Raw genomic sequence first — 19858 nt, 5'->3', positions numbered from 1 at the left:
TGCTCCCTCACTCCCCCAATCTCTCACTCCTCTCGTATAGTTTTAACGCCCTAGTAGGATGCGAAGAAAAGACCAAAGACTTTATCATTACTAGATGACTGATTTTAAGCTACGTGTGTAGTTATGTTTAAATTGCTACCTGCACTCATGCTTCATAGTTTTGCAAATTAAGCAATATGAACATAGATGATTTGAGCCAACAAATAGAGGAATTGCGCTCACGGGTAGTGGCATTACTGCAACGCACTACACAGGAGTTTACTTTTACTACTAGCTCACAACAAGATTTAATAACAGAAGCTTTTGAAGAACTCCACATAGCTTTAGAAGAACTAAAAGTAGCTGAAGAACAGCTAAAAGCAACACGAGCAGTGGCAAAGGAAGAACGCCACCGCTATCAAGAATTATTTGATTTTGCACCAGATGGTTATTTGGTGACTGATATTTATGGCACTATTCTGGAAGCTAACCGTGCCGCCTCTGTTCTGCTCAATGTATCGCAGAGATTTTTGATTCGCAAGCCACTGCTTAGTTACATCGCACAATCAGACCATCAAGCTTTTTTTGATTTCCTCACTCAATTGCAGCACCTCGACAGACGCGAGGAGTGGGAAATTTGCTTACAACCACGAAAACAAGTCTGCTTTGATGCTGCTGTGACAGTAGTTACTGTGCGTAACAACCAAAGGGAGCCAGTTGCTCTGCGTTGGCTAATGCGCGATATTAGCGATCGCAAGCGTTTAGAGTTAGAACGCAATCAGTTACTTGCCAGTGAACAAGCTACGCGAATTGCAGCCCAAGCGGCACAGAAGCGATCTTATTTTTTAAGTGAAGCAAGTTGTGTATTAGCATCTTCTCTCGACTATCACACCACCCTAAACAGTGTCGCCCAATTGGCAGTGCCAACCCTAGCCGACTGGTGTATTGTAGATGTCATCGAAAATAATTTGCCGATTTTCAGTAACCCAATAGTGGCTGCATTGGAAGCACAGAAGGAAGCATTAGTAAGAAAACTCCAGCAATGCTACCCAGTCTCTATCGATGCTGATTATGGAGCACCAAGGGTTTTAAGCACTGGAAAGCCGCAACTGAATATAGTTATTCATGAGTCCTCATTATTAAAAATCGCTTATAACGAGGAACACCTCAGCCTCCTGTACCAACTGCAAGCCAAGTCCGACATGATTGTGCCATTGCTGGTACGCGATCGCAAGCTGGGGACAATTACATTTGCATCGACACAACCAGGACGTCACTATACTACCGTAGACTTAGTAATGGCTTGTGAACTGGCCCAACGTGCAGCGATCGCCATTGACAATGCACGGCTTTATCAGCAAGCCCAAGAAGCTAGCCGCATCAAAGATGAGTTTTTAGCGATCGTCTCCCACGAACTCCGTACACCTCTCAACTCGATGATTGGTTGGGTTCAAATGATCCGGAACCGCAAATTAGACGAAGCAACTACCTCTAAAGCACTCGAAACAATCGAGCGAAATGCCAAAATTCAAACAAAAGTTATTGATGACATCCTAGATATTTCGCGGATTGTCCGAGGTAAAATCCGCCTCAATAGCCGTAAAGTTAACCTTATACCCATAATTAATGGGGCAATTGAAGCTTTGCGTCCCACAGCAGAGATTAAAAATATTCAAATCGAATTTAACTTTGACCCCTCAGTGGGTCAGGTTATAGGTGATGCAGAACGCTTACAGCAAATTCTCTGGAACTTGCTCTCTAACGCCATTAAGTTTACACCTAGTGATGGGCACGTAGAAGTGCATCTGAAGCAAGTAAACTCCAATGCCCAAATTACTGTCACTGATACAGGCAAGGGAATTAGTGCTGAGTTTCTACCTTACATCTTTGAACGTTTTAGTCAAGCTGATAGTACAACCACCAGAGCAAATAATGGTTTAGGGCTGGGGTTGGCAATTGTGCGCTACTTAGTCGAAATGCACTCAGGCAGAGTTTATGCAGTTAGTGAAGGGGAAGGACGGGGAGCAACATTTACAGTGCAGTTACCCATTGTAGAACCACCACCAGAGCAGCTAATCAATGAAAGTGAAGAACAATTTAATCACTTCACCGGACTCGACAACTTGCAAGTACTCCTTGTAGAAGATAATCGCGATACGCGCGAGTTAATTGCCTTTATTCTTGAACATTCTGGGGCACAGGTGACGGCGGTTAGCTCAGTAGGTGAAGCCCTGGAAATGCTGGCAAAATTCAGACCTGATATCCTGCTCAGTGATATTGGGATGCCAGAGGAGGATGGCTATTCGCTAATTCGCAAAATCAGAGCGCAAGAAACCGGGCAAAAGGAAAAACTTCCAGCGATCGCTTTAACGGCATTTGCCAGAGATGAAGAACGGAAACTCATTCTGCAAGCTGGGTTTCAAGCTCATATATCCAAACCAGTTGAGCCAGATGAGTTAGTTACTATTGTTACTAACCTCGCCAAACCCAGCGGATAAGTGACAGATAAACCATTGTAGAGACGTTACATTGCAACGTCTCTACTCAGAAAATAGTCAATCGGTATGTGCCGCGTTCCCGTGAATTGTTTGAAGTGACAACTATATAGTAGGTGTCGTCTTCAGGCAATTTAACTCTGTCAATAAGAGCGCTGTACATCCCATCTTTGTCATTATTAGCTGCGATTCTCTGACCTTGAGAATTTAGCAAAACTATATAAGGCGAAAACTCCTCATTGATACTATCTGCACGAATACTCACAAGCTGATTTTTTTTACCCTGAAATTGAGAGACATTGTAAGGACTGCCATTTTGTTTAAGAGTTGAGCTTTGGGCAGTTAGTTCGCCTGATTCGTCTAGAGTATAGCTGGCTCTATCATTCCGCAGAGCTAGACTATAGCGACCGATATCTTTTGGATTGCGGCTAGTTACTGCGATCGTGTAAGTACCTTTAACAGGCAATCGAGCAAATATAAATGCATCTCTAATTGTACTGTTTGCCCCCCCACTACCTCTTTTTAAGACAACTTTATTATTTGGGTCGAGCAAAAACATGAAGGGTTGTAAACTCAAGTTGCTTGTACGGCGTTGATCTTTACTACCACCAAGTCTGATTTGGAGCAGTTGGTTTTCTCTACCTTCAAACTGGTAAAAATGAAAATACCTACCTTTAGACTGGTAATCACCTTTAGACAAGATACCAAAAGCGATATCTACAAAGTTAATTTCTTTGATAGGAAGAGTGCTGGATGGGGGAACAGGCGAAACCTCACGAGTTGGATTGCTATTTCTACCTGGGCTAGTAATTGGCTTACGACCACCCTGCGTCGGCTGAGGCGTTGGTCTGGCGGGTCTGGGAGTAAAGCCGCCCTGTCTTGGCTGGGGTGTTGGTCTGGAAGGTGTAGGAGCCGAGCCGCCTTGTGTTGGCTGAGGTGTCGGTCTTGAAGGTCTTGAGCCGCCTTGTGTTGGCTGAGGCGTTGGTCTTGAAGGTCTGGGAGTAGAGCCGCCCTGTCTTGGCTGGGGTGTTGGTCTGGAAGGTGTAGGAGCCGAGCCGCCTTGTGTTGGCTGAGGCGTTGGCTGAGGCGTTGGTGTAGAAGGTGTAGGAGTAGAACCGCCTTGGGTTGGCTGAGGCGTTGGCTGAGGCGTTGGTGTAGAAGGTGTAGGAGTAGAGCCGCCTTGGGTTGGCTGAGGCGTTGGCGTAGAAGGTGTAGGAGTAGAGCCGCCTTGGGTTGGCTGAGGCGTTGGTGTAGAAGGTGTAGGAGTAGAGCCGCCTTGGGTTGGCTGAGGCGTTGGCGTAGAAGGTGTAGGAGCCGAGCCATCTTGGGTTGGTTGAGGAGTTGGTTGAGAATCTACTGGTGTGGGCGCTACATTCTCAGGTATTGGTGAATCAATAGGTTGGCTGGGTTGTGGAGATACAGAGGGTTGAGAAACAGGGATTTGCTCAATTCCTTGTTGTACCGCTTCTGGTTGTCTTTCATCTGGTGTTTTGGCAAGTCGGAATTTTTCAGAAGATTCTGGGATTTTTAAAGCATTTATCGGTAGAGCGTAACTTGCAAGCAACAAACTACTACTCAGAAAAAAAATTAAAGCCAAGTCAAATCTAAAACAATATCTTATGTTGCTTTTGCCTGCCATAATTTCACTCGTCATTGTTATAAATTTCAATTATTGAGAGTGGATAGCTCATGCACAGTAATGCAAATACAGCAGCTAAGATGCTGCTAGCGATCGCTTGGAAAACAATTCCGTTTTTTATTTTAAATTGCTTAGTTACCTCTAAATTGCTACCTTGATGCAAAATAATCATCCTGGCAACTGCATAGCAAAAATATACGTCATGAATTAACATATACACAAACTGCAAATGGATTCCCAGTATGCTTTGCTGCCTGAATCCCGATTGCCCCAATCCTCAGAATCCTGATGGCAACCAGTATTGCCAAACTTGCAGTACACCATTGATACCACTTTTGAGGGGCCATTATCGTGTCATCAAGGTTCTATCTGATGAAGGTGGATTTGGCAGAACCTATCTATCAGAAGATGTAGATAAGCTAAATGAATGGTGCGTTGTCAAGCAATTTGCACCGAAAGTCCAGGAAACATCAGCATTAAAGAAAGCGATCGAGCTATTTAAAGAAGAAGCTCAACGACTACAACAGTTGGGAGAACATCATCAAATTCCCGCACTTTTAGCTTACTTTGAACAAGATAATTATCTGTTTTTGGTACAACAATTTATCGATGGGCAAAATTTACTACAAGAATTACACCAAACAGTAAAATACAGCGAAAGCCAAATTATAGAGCTTTTGCTAGATTTACTACCCGTACTCAAGTTTATCCACGATCGCGGCGTAATTCACCGCGACATTAAACCACAAAACATTATCCGCCGTCAAAATGATGGGCGATTAGTGCTAATTGATTTTGGCTCTGCAAAGCAACTAAGAGCAACCATACAAACTCAACTAGGAACAACCATTGGTTCACATGGTTATACTCCACTTGAACAAATGCAGTATGGAAAGGCTTACCCAGCAAGTGATTTATTCAGTTTGGGTGCAACTTGCTTTCATCTGCTAACAGGGATTCGTCCATCCAAACTATGGATAAAACAGGGTTATGGTTGGATTGAATCTTGGCAGCAATATTTGAGTAATTCGGATAGAAATGGGGTAGCCTCTAGTGTCAAGTTGGTTGAGATTTTAGACAAGCTGTTGGCAGCAGATATCCAAGAGCGTTATCAATCAGCAGATGAAGTCATCAGAGACTTGACACAGCCATTGCTACCACCAGAACCCCTAACTTTACTAACAATCTCGCCGCCACCCGCACTACTAACAAATTTGCCAGCCAGTCAGAAGTTAGTTCCACTAAAAATACTCGACGACAAACTCAAAAAACGACTACTAATAAATGCTGCCATTGTGCTAATGGGATTAGGGGGAGTTTGGTATTTACAGTTTCTCCCGCAGCTAATGACTGATTCTAACCCCAGTCAATCTGTATCCAATCAACCCAACGCCTTAAAGGGACATTCCAGCGATGTGAACTCAGTCGCCTTTGCTCCTAATGGTAAAACTCTTGCTAGTGGCAGTGATGACAGGACAATTAAGCTGTGGAATTTAGTAGATGGACAAGAAATCTACACCCTTAGAAATCACTCAGGATGGATTTGGAATATCGCCTTTGCTCCTGATGGCAAAACACTTGCCAGTGGCAGTGCAGACAAGACAATCAAACTGTGGAATCTGACAACTGGAAAAGAAATCCGCACCCTAAATGGTCATTCTGAGGGAGTTGCTGCTGTCGCTTTTAGTCCTGATGGTAAGACTCTTGCCAGTGGTAGCTTAGACAAAACAATTAAACTGTGGAATCTGCTAACTGGAGAAGAAATCCGCACATTAAAGGGACATTCCCAAGCAGCTGCTACTGTCGCTTTTAGTCCTGATGGTAAGACCCTTGCTAGTGGCAGTTGGGACAAGACAATCAAATTGTGGGATTTAGCAACTGGAAAGTTAATTCGTACCCAGGAAGGACATTCTGACTTGGTTCTTTCTGTCGCCTTCAGCCCTGATGGTAAGACTCTTGCCAGTGGTAGTAAGGACAAGACAATTAAATTGTGGAATTTGGCGACAGGAGAGACAATCCGCACGTTAAAGGGACATTCTGAGAAGGTTAATTCCGTTGCCTACAGCAAAACACTCAATGGTGTGACTCTTGTCAGTGGTAGTAATGACAACACAATCAAATTATGGAATCCGGCGACAGGAGAGATAAGCCGCACTTTGAAGCGAGATTCTGGCTACATTTATGCTGTATCTATCAGTTCAGATGGACAAACTATTGCTAGTGGCGGTAGCGCTGATAATATTATGAAAATTTGGCGGGTGTCTCCTTAAAATCTCTATTCTAAGATTTTTAATCGCATCCATAACTCAAATCATTATACTTCTTGAAAAATCGGAATAAGCTAATACCATTTAACTTTAAAAATGATACAAATACGTTGGTAGGGACACGGCATTGCCCATACGTGTCAACTTAACGTAAAAGCCTAGTCTGATAAGAAGAGTGAAAATTTTTTGATGTACCACCAAGATTTTCGATCCCCCCTAACCCCCCTTGACAAGGGGGGAACTAGAATCGAATGCCCCCTTAGAAAGGGGGTTGGGGGATCTAAAACGACTGTAAATTGAGTGTTTGAGCTGAAGTTGACACGTATGGGCACGGCAATGCCCATACGAGAAATCTATATGTATCAAGATTTTCGTGAATTGGTATAATGCGCGTCTAAATTACATAACTACTCTTTGTAGTTGTTAACTGTTGACTGTTGACAGTTAACAGTTAACAGTCAACCTTAATGTCGAGGTAATGTGCAATTTAAATGCGTAACAGCTTAAGACCAAAATAAACCACAGATGAACACAGCGAAAAGTTTTGTAGGCGGGTTTACCGCCAGAGGAAACTTTTCAAGGCAGATGAACATAGATGTTCATCTGTGGTTCTATTCAACAAATCTCGACCTATGCAAGAGGTCTACTCACTACGAACTAAGATTTTATTTGATGTTTAATTATGCCTACTTACTTATCCCTCTTGTCTTGTGCTGTAATCCATTCTCTACCATCATGCTTGTTTGCCCAATATATAGATGCAACTTTAAGCTGATATAGATTTCCAGCTAAAGATTGACACTACTATTGTCGTAACTTAATAAGCTATAAGCAACAGTTAAACAAATTCAGTTGAGGAATGTGATCGTGAAACGCTTTGATGTCTCTAAAACCCTTAGTATTAGTGTTCTAGCTCTAAGTTTAGCTACACTGCCCACTATTCTACCTGCTTCTGCCCAGACAACTACAACACCTAACCCTACTGTTACAGATACTACTAGAGACAGCGGCGTTACCGACGGTAATTATCAAGATGGGGATTGGGGTTTGCTAGGCTTGCTCGGTTTATTTGGTTTGTTTGGTCGCAAGAGTCGCAAAAACGAATCTGTGGGTTATGGAAATCGTGATGTGGTAGACGCTCCTGGCTCTCGTTCTAAGTACTAATATCAAGTTACATTCCAAATTTGCCTAAGCGCTAATAATTTTAGGTTAAAGCCTGGATATACAGGCTTTGTTTGTATTCTTGTATTGCTGCGATATTTCCAACGTGAGAAGGTGTCAAGTTTCTCATTTTTAATTATTAATCGCACCCCTAACCAAAATTACTGTACTATCCACACCAGAGGCGAGTTTGTTAATGTTTGAGTGGATTCTACTACTGTCCGCTGCAAAAATATTTGAGTAGATGTATGGTAATAGCTTAAACGTGATACGCCGTTATTACTAATTTTCTGTCTGGGCTGTATATCGCTTCTACTCTTGGATATTGACTATGAATCCACCAGACTTTAATTCTAGACCCCTGTGCTGGGGCACTACCTGATATAAAGTACCCAGCACTTATCATTATGTGCTCGAATTGATTTGAATCGATGACTGTGCAATTAAAGCTTGGTATCCCCTGTATCTGATGCTTGTTGAGGGTCATAAGTGCCCTGGTATGTTGTCCATATTCTGTATCCTGGTAATACTAAAGCAATACCAGCATGACTGTGAATTTCACCAGGGTACTTGTAAGGCTGATCATCTGGAATACTACCACCAATACGAATGGTGAAGTTAGGCAACCATATATACAAACCAGGAATCAACAAGTCCATACTATAAGTAATTGTTCTCATTTGCTCTTTTTGATCAAGAGCAACAATTTTGTTTAATCCAGTTTTTATTGCACTTAGCATCTTTTGAATCCTGTCTTGACAGGGATTACATTTGAATATATTTTAATTTGCTTACAGAGAGCTAAGGTCTTATTTTAGTAATATAGCATTTTATAAAAATATTAAAATAAATTGATTTATATAATGCGTTTAAGCAATCTTAAATCATTGGATAAACTATACTAAAAATACTAATTTTCAAATAGTTTTTTCTAAATTCAATCAGCTTTGTAATTTTTAATTATTAATTGCACCTCTAACCAAAATTACTGTACTATCCACACCAGAGGCGATCGCTTCAGGAATATTACCTTGAATCGCATGTTGTAATAATCCCTCACGAGAGGCTCCTAAAACTACAACATCGTAATCTTCGGTTTTTACTAGGCGAATCACACCTTCGGTAACTGAGTCAGCTTGGACTGGCACAGCAACTACAGTATTGGATAAATTGCGACGACGCATCAACTGACGAATGGCTTGTTCTAAAACAGTCATGTCTGGCTTTAACTCAGATGGTTTAAACACCTGTGTCAAGCGAATTTGTGGATTATTCCCCAATGTCACCAAAGCAGGTAACAATTTAATCGCCACCCGTGCATTTGGGCCACCAGCCATCGGTACTAGCCAGCGGTTGAAGGAGTGGGGAGTAGAGACGCGATTAATCGCGTCTGTACAAGCGAGTGGAGAGTTAGGAGTTAGAAATTCTTCCCCTGCTCCCTCTGCTCCTCTGCCCCCCTGCTCCCCTGCCCCCTCCGAAGTTCCGATCGGAGGAAGCCTCCGCTCGGACTTCTCTCTGCTCCTCTGCTTCCCTTGTCCCAACTTTACCAATACGACATCACAAGTAGCTTGGCGAATTATGGTGTCTACAACATCGCCAAAAATCCGCCCAGGAGTGGAAGTATTGCCCTTCCATCCCATTAAAATCAAGTCGATGTGCTGTTCGTTGATTGTCTCTAAAATTGCCTGTGCGACATCGTGAGTAACTCGAATCTGTGTATGTAAGGGAATTCGCCATTTTTTCGCTAAAACTTCCGCCTGTCGTAGCAAACGGCGACTTTTAGCAGTTCTTACCTGTGTTTCGGATGGGGAACTATGGCGTGACACCAGCATTACTTGCACGCACTCTATTTCATAATGGCGATCGCGGGCAATAGCTGCTGCCATTTGTAAAAGAATAGCTGCTGTTTCTGGGTTAGCTACTGGTACTAATAATCTGCCTCTGCCAATGCTGGGCGATCGCGTTTGGTAAACTACATAAGAAGGTTCTGGCCTCGGCCCAGGAGTCCCATTTTCACCATTAAGATGGTCTGCCTCCGCTCGAATAATATCGCCACGAGTAATAATCCCAATGAGTTTTCGCCCTTGCACTACTGGCAAACGACTGACTTGATAGCGATCTAGTAAATAGAGTACATTGCTCAAGGTGTGAATTGGTGTTACCGTCATCGGAGCAGGCGTCATAATTTCCCTTAAGGGAATATCATTGGCTAAGTTGCGATCGCGTATTTTTAGTAAATCCGATTGGGTAACAATTCCTACCAATTTACTATCCTCTACCACCGGGAAACCACGATGATGGGAACGAGCAAACGCCTGCATTGCTTCTTCTAGAGTCATATCTGCATCTAGAGTTTCTACCCGTTCCTGCATCACATCTTTTGCTGTTAACTTTGTCAAAGTTCCTTCTATGGGAATCTCTTTGGTGAGAGTGATGCCGTTTAACTCTAAAAGTTTCTCATAGAGCGAACCAGGCACTACCTTTTCCGCAACTAGGTAAGCTGCTACAGAAACAATCATTAAAGGTAACACCAGATTGAAATCTGTAGTCATCTCAAACACAATCACAATTGCTGTGATTGGCACTTTAGAAACGGCGCTAAAAAATCCACCCATACCCGCTAGAGCGTAGGTGGTAAGCGAACCTGCTCCCAAAAGGTAAAACTCGCACACACCGATTAAATGCCCTAAACAAGAACCTAATATTAAACTAGGAGCGAATAATCCCCCAGGCGCTCCTGAACCAAATGCTACCAGGGTGAGGATGAACTGAGCCGCAAAAGCGATCGCCGCAAAGGAAGGATTAGCACTACCAGTAATCACATATTCTCGTAATCCAGTATTATCACGGAAATAACTAGGTAGCATTGCCACGACAATACCAGAAATCAATCCAGCTAAAGCCACCCGCAGTGGTAAGCTGATGTGCAAATTTCGATAGAATTTAATACTAAATATTAGTCCACGATTAAATAATGCACCTAGCAACCCTGCCAAGATGCCCAATAGTATGAAAAAGGGAATTTCTGGGATGGAGAATTGGCTAGAGGATTGCATTAATTGCAGATTCAGATCCAAACTACCCCCACCCAATAGCCGAGAAATTACCCCACCAATGAACGAGGCGATAATCGCGGTTCCTAGGGTAATTCCTGATAAATCCTGGAGTAACTCCTCGACGATAAATAATACACCTGCAATTGGAGCATTGAAAGCAGCTGCCAAACCCGCACCTGCACCAGCAGCAATCATTTGCCGTCGATGCTCTGGGGAAGTCGGAACCCAGCGACTCATACCAGCTGCCAAACCTGCCCCGACTTGCACAGTGGGGCCTTGCCGTCCTAGAGTTATCCCAGAACCGATGGTGATCATGGCACTAAGTAACTTCACGACTGCCACACGCCAAGATAATTTAACTGGTAGATTGGCAAGCGAGGCTTTAACTTGCGGGATACCGCTACCCGCGGCCTCTGGCGCTAACCTCTGCACCAAAAAACCAGCCAGAAAACCAAAGCCAAGACCAATTGCTGGTAGAGCCAGCCAAGCTGGTAAAATGTGAGCACTATAAACTCGCCATGTTCCTAGCCATCCCGATCCGACCTTCAGGAACACCGCAGATAAAGCAGCAACCAGACCGATAACAGAAGCTTCTGCGATCGCTAAACCTCTTCTAGGCTGCCACCAAGTGCGAAAGCGCTGAGTCAGAACAGGAAGCGACATAGGGGGGATTGGGTACTGGGTACTGGGGAACTCGGGGCCCCCTCTGGGGATAAGGGGCAATGGGGATTGGGGAACTCGGGGCCCCCTCTGGGGATAAGGGGCAATGGGGATTGGGTATTGAGAGTTAGAGGTTGAGAATTAAGGATTAGGTATTAGAAAACTCTTCCCTAGTCCCTAGTCCCTAGTCCCTAGTCCCTAGTCCCTAGTCTCTAGTCCCTAGTCCCCATCCCTGGCAACGAACTATTCTAATTGCTTCTCCCAGTAGTGGATAGTCCTTCTACTATCAAAGATGGAGTATAACAAGAACCATTCCAATCGGCATCGCCACCTAGTGTAACCACTTGTTTAAGAGCTGTGTAGACGTTGCCAGCAACCATCGTATCTTTAACACGCCCAATTACGTGACCATTTTGCACACGGTAGCCTAAATCAATATTGATTGAAAAGTCTCCAGAAATACCGCCGCCACCACCCAGCATTTGATCCACAATCAAGCCATCATCCATTTGTTGAATCAAGTCTTGGAGGGATGCAGAACCGGGCTGGATGAGAAAATTAAATAAACCAGGGGTAGGGTAGCTACCCAAACCAGGGCGAAAACCATTCCCAGTTGTGCCAGTACCCAGTTGATCTCCGGTGGTGCGATCGCCATAGAAATGCTGTAAAATCCCGTTTTGGATAAACACTAAAGACTGAGTGGGAGTACCTTCATCATCAAAAGGACAACTATAAGGGCCTGCTTCTGGATCTTGGTAGAGAGTGAGACTGGATGCAATTACTGGTTTTCCTAGGCGTTCTGCCCAAGGGGAAGCTACTTCTAGAACTCGTTTGCCGTTCAAAGCCGCTTGCACCGTGCCCCAAAGCATATCAGCAGCTTTAGAAGTAAATAAAATTGGGATGCGGCCTGTAGGGGGGGAAACGTTTTCTCTAGCCCAAATTAACCGCTGTAAAATTTGGTTAGCTAATTTTTCGGGTTGCAGTTCACCCCGCTGGGTTTGCCCATCAGAAACACTCAAAAAATCATCACCACGTACCCATTCTGCTGACATATAACAGCTGAGGGTAGTATCGGTGTAGTGACAATCTAAACCTTTGGTATTGACAAGTCTGGTAGTTTCAACATCACATTCCCAGTCACTATTGCACACTACCTCTGGATAGGCGTCGCGGATGAGGGCGATCGCTTCTTTGCCCCAGTTTACCAAAACCTCTATAGGCACATTTTCCCCTAAGTCTGGGTAAGATGGCTGAAAATTACTGCCTAATTCCACTGGTTCCGGTTGATTCAGTTGACTCAAGGCAAGAGCTCGTTCTACCATTACTTGCGCTTGGACATAACCGTAAGCCACGGTGAGTCCTGGACGCCCGTTTCGCCAAAGCCTTAGTGCTGTGCCTTCAGATTGGCTAGTTTCTAGCTGCTTGAGTCGGTTTGCCTCAAAAAAAACTGGTCGAGAAAGCGATCGCGACTGATACACTTCAGCAGCTTCTGCTCCAGATTTTATAGCTAGTTCCAGCAGATGTTCTGCTAGTGTATCTTCTTGTGACAAAATTTCAGAACCCATGACCCTTAGTGAATTGTGGATTGTGGATTTTGAATCGCAGATGTAGACTCCCTAACAGAGGTGAGTCCAGCGCTGTCCCCCTAGGTCGAAGCAAGTAACGCACAGTATCTCTTTTAAGAGAAGGAAGGTTTCCCCAACTACTGACGTTGCCAACGCTCTTAAGCGTCACTCAAAAGGCTTCCCGCAGGGTAGGCTGATACACACTCATAATTTCTAAAAATTATCGGTGTATTTCAGCAGTTGCGATTTGGAACCACACTCTAGGAAAGTTCTGATAGTCGCCTGAAGTTCCGATAATTGAAAACCAACCCTCAGACATTTCGGTTCAGATCAGACTTTCCGCAAATCAACGCTGTTTTTGTTTTGGAAAGTTATGTTCGTCGAATCGGCTTTCGGCGCTCAAACTTTTCGCTAATGGACGCAGATAATTATCCCAAATCATTGGCACGTATAAACCTATTTCAGCGGTTTTAATTTGGAACCACACTCTAGGAAAGTTTTGAACACCGCCCGTTCGCGTTTAATCCCTTGCCTAAAAGGCTTGTCATTACGCACATCTTTTCAATCTCTGGCTTCGTCGCTATCCCGCTTAGGAATAAATTCCCAAGCTATTTTCTTTCTTCTGAATGCCATACTTTTACGAAAGGAGGTAAAGGTGTAAAGCTAAGCCGAATTGTGAGCGAGTTACTGTTTTGTGTTAAAAGTTCCCTGTACCCTTTCAAAGAAGATTGACTTCTTGTAACAGCCAAAAACCAGTAAAAGATTGGGCTTTGGGATCAGACTGTACACCTATAAAATGTACTCCATTAGCTTTTTGCTTGGCTTCTTCAAAACCTTTGGCTTCTGCTAAAGTTTGAGGATTTTTAATATTTGCCACAATCCAGCTTTCTGTAACACCAGTCTCTAAAAGCAATCTTGCCCCTTCACTTGTGTCAAATCTCATGAAAGCCAACTCCAAGCCAGACATCCAGGCAGCTAAGGGCAACGCTCTAGATGAGAAAATCAAAATCCCAGGAATGCGGGTTTCAGGTGATATTTGAGCCAACTCTAGGGGGAAAGCTTCACCAAAGCTGATTTCCCACTCTGGCATCTCTAAAAGATCCGCAGCCGGTAAGCTAACAAATATCCATTGCTGTCCTTCCAAAGCATCTGGTAAACGTTGGGGTAAAGGTTTTTCTAAGCGTACTGAAGGATTAGTTCCTGCTTGATACCCTGGCTCTTGAGGATACACTTGCTCTATCCGCTGTTCCAACCACTGATTGAGAACCAAAGTACGGCGGCTAGGCTGGGCGGGAATACCCAAGTCTTGGCAAGCTTTAGTAATCATATTGTTCATTTGGCGGCGAAAGAAGCGGATTTTAATTGGCGTTTCTCCTGCTTTAGTAATTGCCTCTTGTAGCGCTGTCCGCAACCAGCCAGAATTGACCTGGGTATTGGGGCAATATTGAGCATAGCGAAACAAAGAATCTGTTTTTGTGCTGATATCCGCAGGACTCTCGCAGACTAAGACTTCCCAAATTTTTTTCTGATTTGCGTCCAGAATTGGACGAGAGTAAAAATCCATTTCCCAAATATTGCCCATATTTTGCAATGAAAATCTGGCTGTTATATTTTCCTGATATTTAGATCATACGAGTGTTAGGGCAGCATGAAGAAATGGAGTAGACAAGGAGGAAAGCGATCGCTCTTGAAGAGGTCTGTTGTCTCCATAATATAAATACAAAGTATGTCATAATCGGAGGCTTTATGTCCCTGACGCTTCAAGACTTAGAAAAAATCCAGCAGCATTACCCCGACTATCGCCTGGAACTAGTCAAGGGTAATATTATTGTCATGAGTCCATCAGGATACGAATCAGATGAAGTTGCTGCTGAAATAGTAGCCCAGTTACGTAACTGGGTTAAACCTCGCAAACTTGGACGAATAACAGCTTCCAGCGCTGGTTTCAGATTGCCCAACTCAGATTTACGCGCACCGGATGCCTCATTTGTCTTAGCCGAACGCTTGCGTCGCAGTCCCAAGTCTTTTGCTCAATTGGCTCCTGATTTGACTGTAGAAGTGAAGTCCCCTAGCGATAACTTAGAAGATATTAGAGCTAAGATTCAAGAATTTTTGACTTTGGGAACTAAGGTAGGAATTTTGCTCAATCCCGATGAGCGGATTGTGGAAGTTTACAATTTTGGACAAGAAGCAATAATACTTCACGATGGAGATATTCTAACTGTTCCCGAATTGCTTCCTGGGTGGGAAGTGCCAGTTGCAGATTTGTGGCCTCTAGAGTTTGACTAAGATAGTTGTAGAAAGCTCTACAGAGGTAGATGAATGCAACTAGAAGATTATTTTGAGTTTTTAAACCCTGATGATATCCGTATCAAAGGGCATCGAATTGGTATTGATAATGTGATCCAATATTATCTGCAAGGATATTCACCGGAGCAGATTCTAGAGGAATTGCCTTCCCTGAATTTGGAGAAAATTTACGCGACGCTTACCTACTACCTGCATAATCGTTTTAAATATGTTGCGGTTAGCAAAGTGGCGAGAACAGCAGTATCAAGAATCATCAGCAAATCCTTCACCTTTGATACAACGTTTAAGAACATTAAAGGCGCAACGCGAGCAAGAGTTGCTAAACCGCTGGTGAAAATACGTTTTTTCCTAGGACATTCTTGATAAAAAAATATGACAGTGTAAATCCTAACTGTAGGCGCAATTATTGAGCAGGTTGGTAAGTTGGCGAAATTCCTTTACCACCTCTGATTTAGATTCGCTATAGAACAGGTTAATTTCAACGCAAAAAGCTTCTTAACCACCTAATCGCTTCACTTGTTGTTTGCTCATTTGCAATTTGGAGGCATTGCTGCACAATTTCTTTTGCGTTAGGAAAATAGTTGCTTTCTGTAATTACGTAATTTTCACCCTGTAATCTATAAACTATCAGCTGCTTATTCTTTAACAACCAAACCTCTGGTACTTTATAAGGAAGATAGTCATTAATATTGGTATAGCTAGTAACATCTATCTCAATTGCTAAATCAGGTGGTGGATCAAATTCCCAATTAATTCTTTTTTTACCCACTACTGCTCTCCAGTTTTCAATGTAAAAGCAAAAGTCAGGCTCAATGCCGCTGACTTCTGGCAAGCTCATGGTAATAGGCGTAAATGAGTCGTATCTTTGCTCTAAATGATCCAGCAAAACCTTAGCAATATCTGCAAGCAAGCTCGCATCTCTTCCATGCTCTGGTAGTGGTGTCATCAGCAAAATCTCTCCAGGTCGATACTTAATCCGAGGGAAGGGGCGATCGCCAAGTTGCTGGCTCAGTACTTGATAATCTTGCCAATTTCCCAAAAGTTTCAACACTGCGCCAGGTGGCAACTCGATTCTTTCAGGTGTAATTATGGTATGCATATTCGCCTGCCTGCTTTATCTAATCTCGTTTTTCGCTAGTGCCTCTGTTTCTTCAAATTGTACCCACCAAAAGTTAGATCCCCGGCTTGTTTGAGAAGTCAGGGATTTGGACACCGCAAAGTTCGTAATGATTTAGGCTCTGCATCAACAGAGGAACGGTAGAATATACCTAATTTTCGTAGCTTCAAAAGACGAACCATGACAATGCATCCTACTCTCCAACGCGCATTTACTAACCGCCGCGTCCTAAAAGTGATTAGCGGGTTGAATAACTTTGATGGCGATCGCGTCGCTGCTATTGTCAAAGCTGCTGAACTTGGCGGTGCTACTTTTGTCGATATTGCTGCCGATCCTGCCTTAGTTAAACTAGCTAAAAACTTGATAAATTTACCAATTTGTGTATCAGCAGTAGATTCAGAAAAATTTGTCCAAGCTGTAGCCGCTGGGGCTGATTTGATTGAAATTGGAAATTTCGATACCTTCTATGCTCAAGGACGCCGCTTTGAAGCAGAAGAAGTATTAGCGCTAACTCGTCAAACTCGTGCTCTCCTTCCAGAAATTACCTTATCTGTCACGGTTCCCCACATCTTGGAACTAGACAAACAAGTACAGCTAGCTGAGCAACTCGTAAAAGCTGGAGCAGATATTATCCAAACCGAAGGCGGAACCAGCAGCAACCCATCTCATCCTGGCACTTTGGGATTAATCGAAAAAGCTGCCCCCACCTTGGCAGCAGCTTATGAAATATCCCGTGCGGTGTCAGTGCCAGTATTGTGTGCTTCAGGCATTTCCAACGTCACAGCAGCATTAGCGATCGCCTCTGGTGCTGCTGGTGTTGGTGTCGGTTCTGCCATCAACCAACTCAATAGCGAAGTGGCAATGATTGCAGCTGTGCGTGGTTTAGTAGAAGCCTTAGAGACTGCTAGCAGCCGCGCGATCGCCTAGGAAAGCTTTAACAGTTAACAGTAAACGGTAAACAGTAAACATAATTGGGTTTAAGGGAAACCGCTAGAGGGGCGAGTATTTGCAACTGAAAACTCATAACCCAAAGCCGATTAGTAATAGGCGCTATCTGGTGGGTTTATTAACAGTTAACAGTAAACGGTAAACATAATTGGGTTTAGGGGAAACCCTAAGGGGGCGCTCACTTCCAACTGAAAACTAATAACCCAAAGCCGATTAGTGCCAGACACTATCTGGCGGGTTTAAATCCCCTAACTGTTTACTGTTCGCTGTTTACTGTTTACTGATTTACCCCCCCAAACAATCCTTCAACGCATAAATCACCTGGTCTTGTTGTTGATCTGTTAGTTCTGGGAACATGGGCAAAGACATGACCTCATGGCAGGCTTGCTCTGCTACTGGCAACTCTCCTGGTTGATAGCCCAAACTTTGATAAACTGGCTGCAAGTGTAAAGGGTGGGGGTAATAAACCATTGAACTCACACCCTGCTCTTGCAATTGATTACGTACCCAATCCCGATATTTGGCGCTAGAACCATTTCGTCCCTCGCCTGATATGCGAATGGTGTATTGATTCCATACCCCAACACCTCCAGCTAATTCTTGAGGCGTGATGATACCGGGAACTTGATTGAGAAACTGATGGTAATAAGCAGCGATCGCTCGCCGTCGTTCATTCCATATATCTAAATAACGTAGCTTAATCTGCAAAATAGCCGCTTGGAGAGCATCCAAGCGGCTATTTACACCTACTTCCTCGTGGATATATCTAACTTTACTACCATGATCCCGTAGTATCCGCAGCTTAGCGGCGATCGCTGGGTCATTAGTCGTGATTGCTCCGCCATCCCCGCAACCACCAAGATTCTTGGTAGGGTAAAAACTAAAGCAACCAATATGTCCAATGCTACCGACTTTTTGCTCGCTCCAAATTGCTCCGGTAGACTGAGCGCAATCTTCAATGACTGACAAATTGTGAGACTGAGCGATCGCCATCAGTGCTGTCATATCCACAGGCTGTCCAAACAAATGCACTGGGATAATTGCTTTGGTTTTAGGTGTAATCGCCGCTGCTATTTGCTCTAAATCTAAATTAAACGTAGTAGCGTCAATATCAACGAAAACTGGCCTTGCACCCACAGCGCTGATCACTTCAGATGTAGCAATAAAAGTGAAAGGCGTTGTAATAACTTCATCGCCTGCACCAATTTCTAAAACTCGTAGTGCTAAGTAGAGTGCATCAGTCCCAGAGTTACAAGCCACACATTCATTTACACTATGATAGGCGGCAAACTGTCGCTCAAAGCCTTCGACTAGCGGGCCGCCGATGTAACGACCAGAAGCCAGAACCTCTAAGACAGCTGCACTGACTTCTGCTTCAATGGTGGTGTATTGTTGCTTGATATCAAAGGCAGGGATGGGATTTACGCTTTGGATCATGAGTTCTCATTTTATCAAAAGATACAAAGGATGCACTTCGACAGTCAATTGTTGCTGATTGATATTATTAATCAAATAAAGCTACTAAAAGACCGTCGCCCAGGATACGCATCAATAAAGGGTTTTGCTGAGATTTTATAACTGTAAGGCTACCATTTACTGGCAAAAAAGGTGATAAGTTGTTACGCGTTTAAATTGCATGATTCCTCGTAAGGAGTGTTTAGAGTCAAAAGTCAAGATTTATTCTGCACTCTGGACTCTTGATCTTTGACTGCCTTAACTAAAACAAGTGCAATTTGTAGGCGCATGAGCTTATATATCAACCAAGATCCAACACCTCAAATCAAAGTTCCAGGTGTTTAGGTTGTTTTAAGAAAAAAATACCAGGAGATAGAGAACCTATGCAGGATCTAATCAAGCTGGATGTAGTAGATTTAGCTATTGCTGTGGGATTGATGGCGATCGCCATTGGTTTATCTGCGTGGGAAAAAATCGGACTAGAGTTGAACTTAGCCCTGGCTACCGGCAGAACCATCCTACAACTACTTGTATTGGGATACATTTTAGATTTCATTTTTGCTTTGGACAATGCTTGGGCAGTTTTGGCGATTTTATTAGTAATGCTGACAATTACGGCGATTGTCGCACGAAATCGGATCAGCCAAAAAATTCCTCATGTGTTGCCTTTAGTATGGGGTGCAATTCTAATCAGTACCGCCTTGACATTGTTTTACACCAACTTCTTAATCATTCAACCAGACAGATGGTATGAACCACAATATGTGATTCCCCTGGCAGGGATAATCTTAGGTAATGCTATGAACGCCGCTGCGATCGCTGGGGAACGTCTTGTCAGCACTATTAACTCCTTTGCAGTAGAAATAGAAACCCATTTAAGCTTAGGTGCAACACCTCAGCAAGCAGTTAGCCAGTACCGCAAAGAAGCAATTAGAGCTGGATTGATTCCCACTCTCAATCAAATGATACTCATAGGTATGGTCGCATTACCAGGAATTACTACTGGACAGCTGCTAGCTGGATTAAAACCCTTGGATGCTGTATCTTACGAAATTTTGATTATGTTTATGCTAGCTTTTGCTAACTTACTGACAACACTTTTAGTTACCAAAGGATTGTGCCGTCAGTTTTTTAACTCAGCCGCGCAGTTGGTGAGGTGATTGGGGGATTGGGGATTGGGGATCGGGGATTGGGGACTGGGGAACT

General features: G+C 43.5%; 15 protein-coding genes. 7 read left to right on the top strand and 8 right to left on the bottom strand.

All coding sequences use genetic code 11. The features are described from left to right. Positions 1-176 precede the first annotated feature (176 nt). On the top strand, positions 177-2477 hold the full coding sequence (locus FNW02_RS00755) for a PAS domain-containing hybrid sensor histidine kinase/response regulator (RefSeq protein ID WP_191755690.1): 2301 nt from the start codon (positions 177-179) through the stop codon (positions 2475-2477). A gap of 46 nt (positions 2478-2523) precedes the next feature. Here FNW02_RS00755 and FNW02_RS00750 read toward each other — a convergent pair whose 3' ends face one another. Together FNW02_RS00750 and FNW02_RS00745 are read right to left on the bottom strand one after the other, a co-directional pair. After that, complete coding sequence (locus tag FNW02_RS00750) at positions 2524-4128, bottom strand: PPC domain-containing protein (RefSeq protein WP_225225327.1); 1605 nt, start codon at positions 4126-4128, stop codon at positions 2524-2526. Next, a complete protein-coding gene (locus FNW02_RS00745) occupies positions 4118-4327 on the bottom strand; it encodes a hypothetical protein (RefSeq protein ID WP_191755689.1) in 210 nt (69 codons plus the stop codon). The genes FNW02_RS00750 and FNW02_RS00745 overlap by 11 nt, the downstream gene beginning before the upstream one ends. A gap of 28 nt (positions 4328-4355) precedes the next feature. Here FNW02_RS00745 and FNW02_RS00740 point away from each other — a divergent pair, with 28 nt between their 5' ends. Continuing rightward, positions 4356-6383 (top strand): serine/threonine-protein kinase, encoded by a 2028-nt coding sequence (locus FNW02_RS00740; protein ID WP_191755688.1) that lies wholly within the window; start codon positions 4356-4358, stop codon positions 6381-6383. An 864-nt stretch (positions 6384-7247) separates the two neighbouring features. Beyond that, positions 7248-7544, top strand: a complete 297-nt coding sequence (locus FNW02_RS00735; protein WP_191755687.1) for a WGxxGxxG family protein — start codon at positions 7248-7250, stop codon at positions 7542-7544. Positions 7545-7984: 440 nt separating this feature from the next. On the opposite strand, the gene FNW02_RS00730 is transcribed toward FNW02_RS00735, so the two are convergent. The 4 genes from FNW02_RS00730 to FNW02_RS00715 all read right to left on the bottom strand — a co-directional run bounded on the left by FNW02_RS00730 (position 7985) and on the right by FNW02_RS00715 (position 14404). Continuing rightward, entirely contained in the window at positions 7985-8281 is a 297-nt protein-coding gene (locus FNW02_RS00730) for a hypothetical protein (protein ID WP_191755686.1), read from the bottom strand. A 216-nt stretch (positions 8282-8497) separates the two neighbouring features. Then, on the bottom strand, positions 8498-11260 hold the full coding sequence (locus tag FNW02_RS00725) for a chloride channel protein (protein WP_191755685.1): 2763 nt from the start codon (positions 11258-11260) through the stop codon (positions 8498-8500). 245 nt (positions 11261-11505) lie between these two features. Then, positions 11506-12822 (bottom strand): TldD/PmbA family protein, encoded by a 1317-nt coding sequence (locus FNW02_RS00720; protein WP_191755684.1) that lies wholly within the window; start codon positions 12820-12822, stop codon positions 11506-11508. A gap of 718 nt (positions 12823-13540) precedes the next feature. Further along, on the bottom strand, positions 13541-14404 hold the full coding sequence (locus tag FNW02_RS00715) for a Tab2/Atab2 family RNA-binding protein (RefSeq protein WP_191755683.1): 864 nt from the start codon (positions 14402-14404) through the stop codon (positions 13541-13543). Between the two features lie 164 nt (positions 14405-14568). Between FNW02_RS00715 and FNW02_RS00710 the strand changes: the two genes are divergently transcribed. Together FNW02_RS00710 and FNW02_RS00705 are read left to right on the top strand one after the other, a co-directional pair. Beyond that, positions 14569-15111, top strand: coding sequence for a Uma2 family endonuclease (locus FNW02_RS00710; RefSeq protein ID WP_191755682.1), 543 nt, complete (start codon positions 14569-14571; stop codon positions 15109-15111). Between the two features lie 33 nt (positions 15112-15144). Continuing rightward, positions 15145-15495, top strand: a complete 351-nt coding sequence (locus FNW02_RS00705) for a DUF433 domain-containing protein (protein ID WP_225225326.1) — start codon at positions 15145-15147, stop codon at positions 15493-15495. Between the two features lie 115 nt (positions 15496-15610). Here the strand turns inward: FNW02_RS00705 and FNW02_RS00700 are convergent, their stop codons facing one another. After that, positions 15611-16231 (bottom strand): Uma2 family endonuclease, encoded by a 621-nt coding sequence (locus tag FNW02_RS00700; RefSeq protein WP_191755681.1) that lies wholly within the window; start codon positions 16229-16231, stop codon positions 15611-15613. Between the two features lie 198 nt (positions 16232-16429). Between FNW02_RS00700 and FNW02_RS00695 the strand changes: the two genes are divergently transcribed. Continuing rightward, positions 16430-17176, top strand: a complete 747-nt coding sequence (locus FNW02_RS00695) for a DUF561 domain-containing protein (protein WP_191755680.1) — start codon at positions 16430-16432, stop codon at positions 17174-17176. Positions 17177-17482: 306 nt separating this feature from the next. Here FNW02_RS00695 and FNW02_RS00690 read toward each other — a convergent pair whose 3' ends face one another. Next, complete coding sequence (locus FNW02_RS00690) at positions 17483-18634, bottom strand: DegT/DnrJ/EryC1/StrS family aminotransferase (RefSeq protein WP_191755679.1); 1152 nt, start codon at positions 18632-18634, stop codon at positions 17483-17485. A gap of 401 nt (positions 18635-19035) precedes the next feature. Here FNW02_RS00690 and FNW02_RS00685 point away from each other — a divergent pair, with 401 nt between their 5' ends. Then, a complete protein-coding gene (locus tag FNW02_RS00685; protein ID WP_191755678.1) occupies positions 19036-19812 on the top strand; it encodes an ABC transporter permease in 777 nt (258 codons plus the stop codon). The last annotated feature ends 46 nt before the right edge of the window (positions 19813-19858 follow it).

The sequence above is a fragment of the Komarekiella delphini-convector SJRDD-AB1 genome, from assembly GCF_014831675.1.
In the GTDB taxonomy this organism is placed as follows: domain Bacteria; phylum Cyanobacteriota; class Cyanobacteriia; order Cyanobacteriales; family Nostocaceae; genus Komarekiella.
Note: the sequence above shows the minus strand (reverse complement) of the source record. Positions and strands in the feature narration are given on the sequence as shown.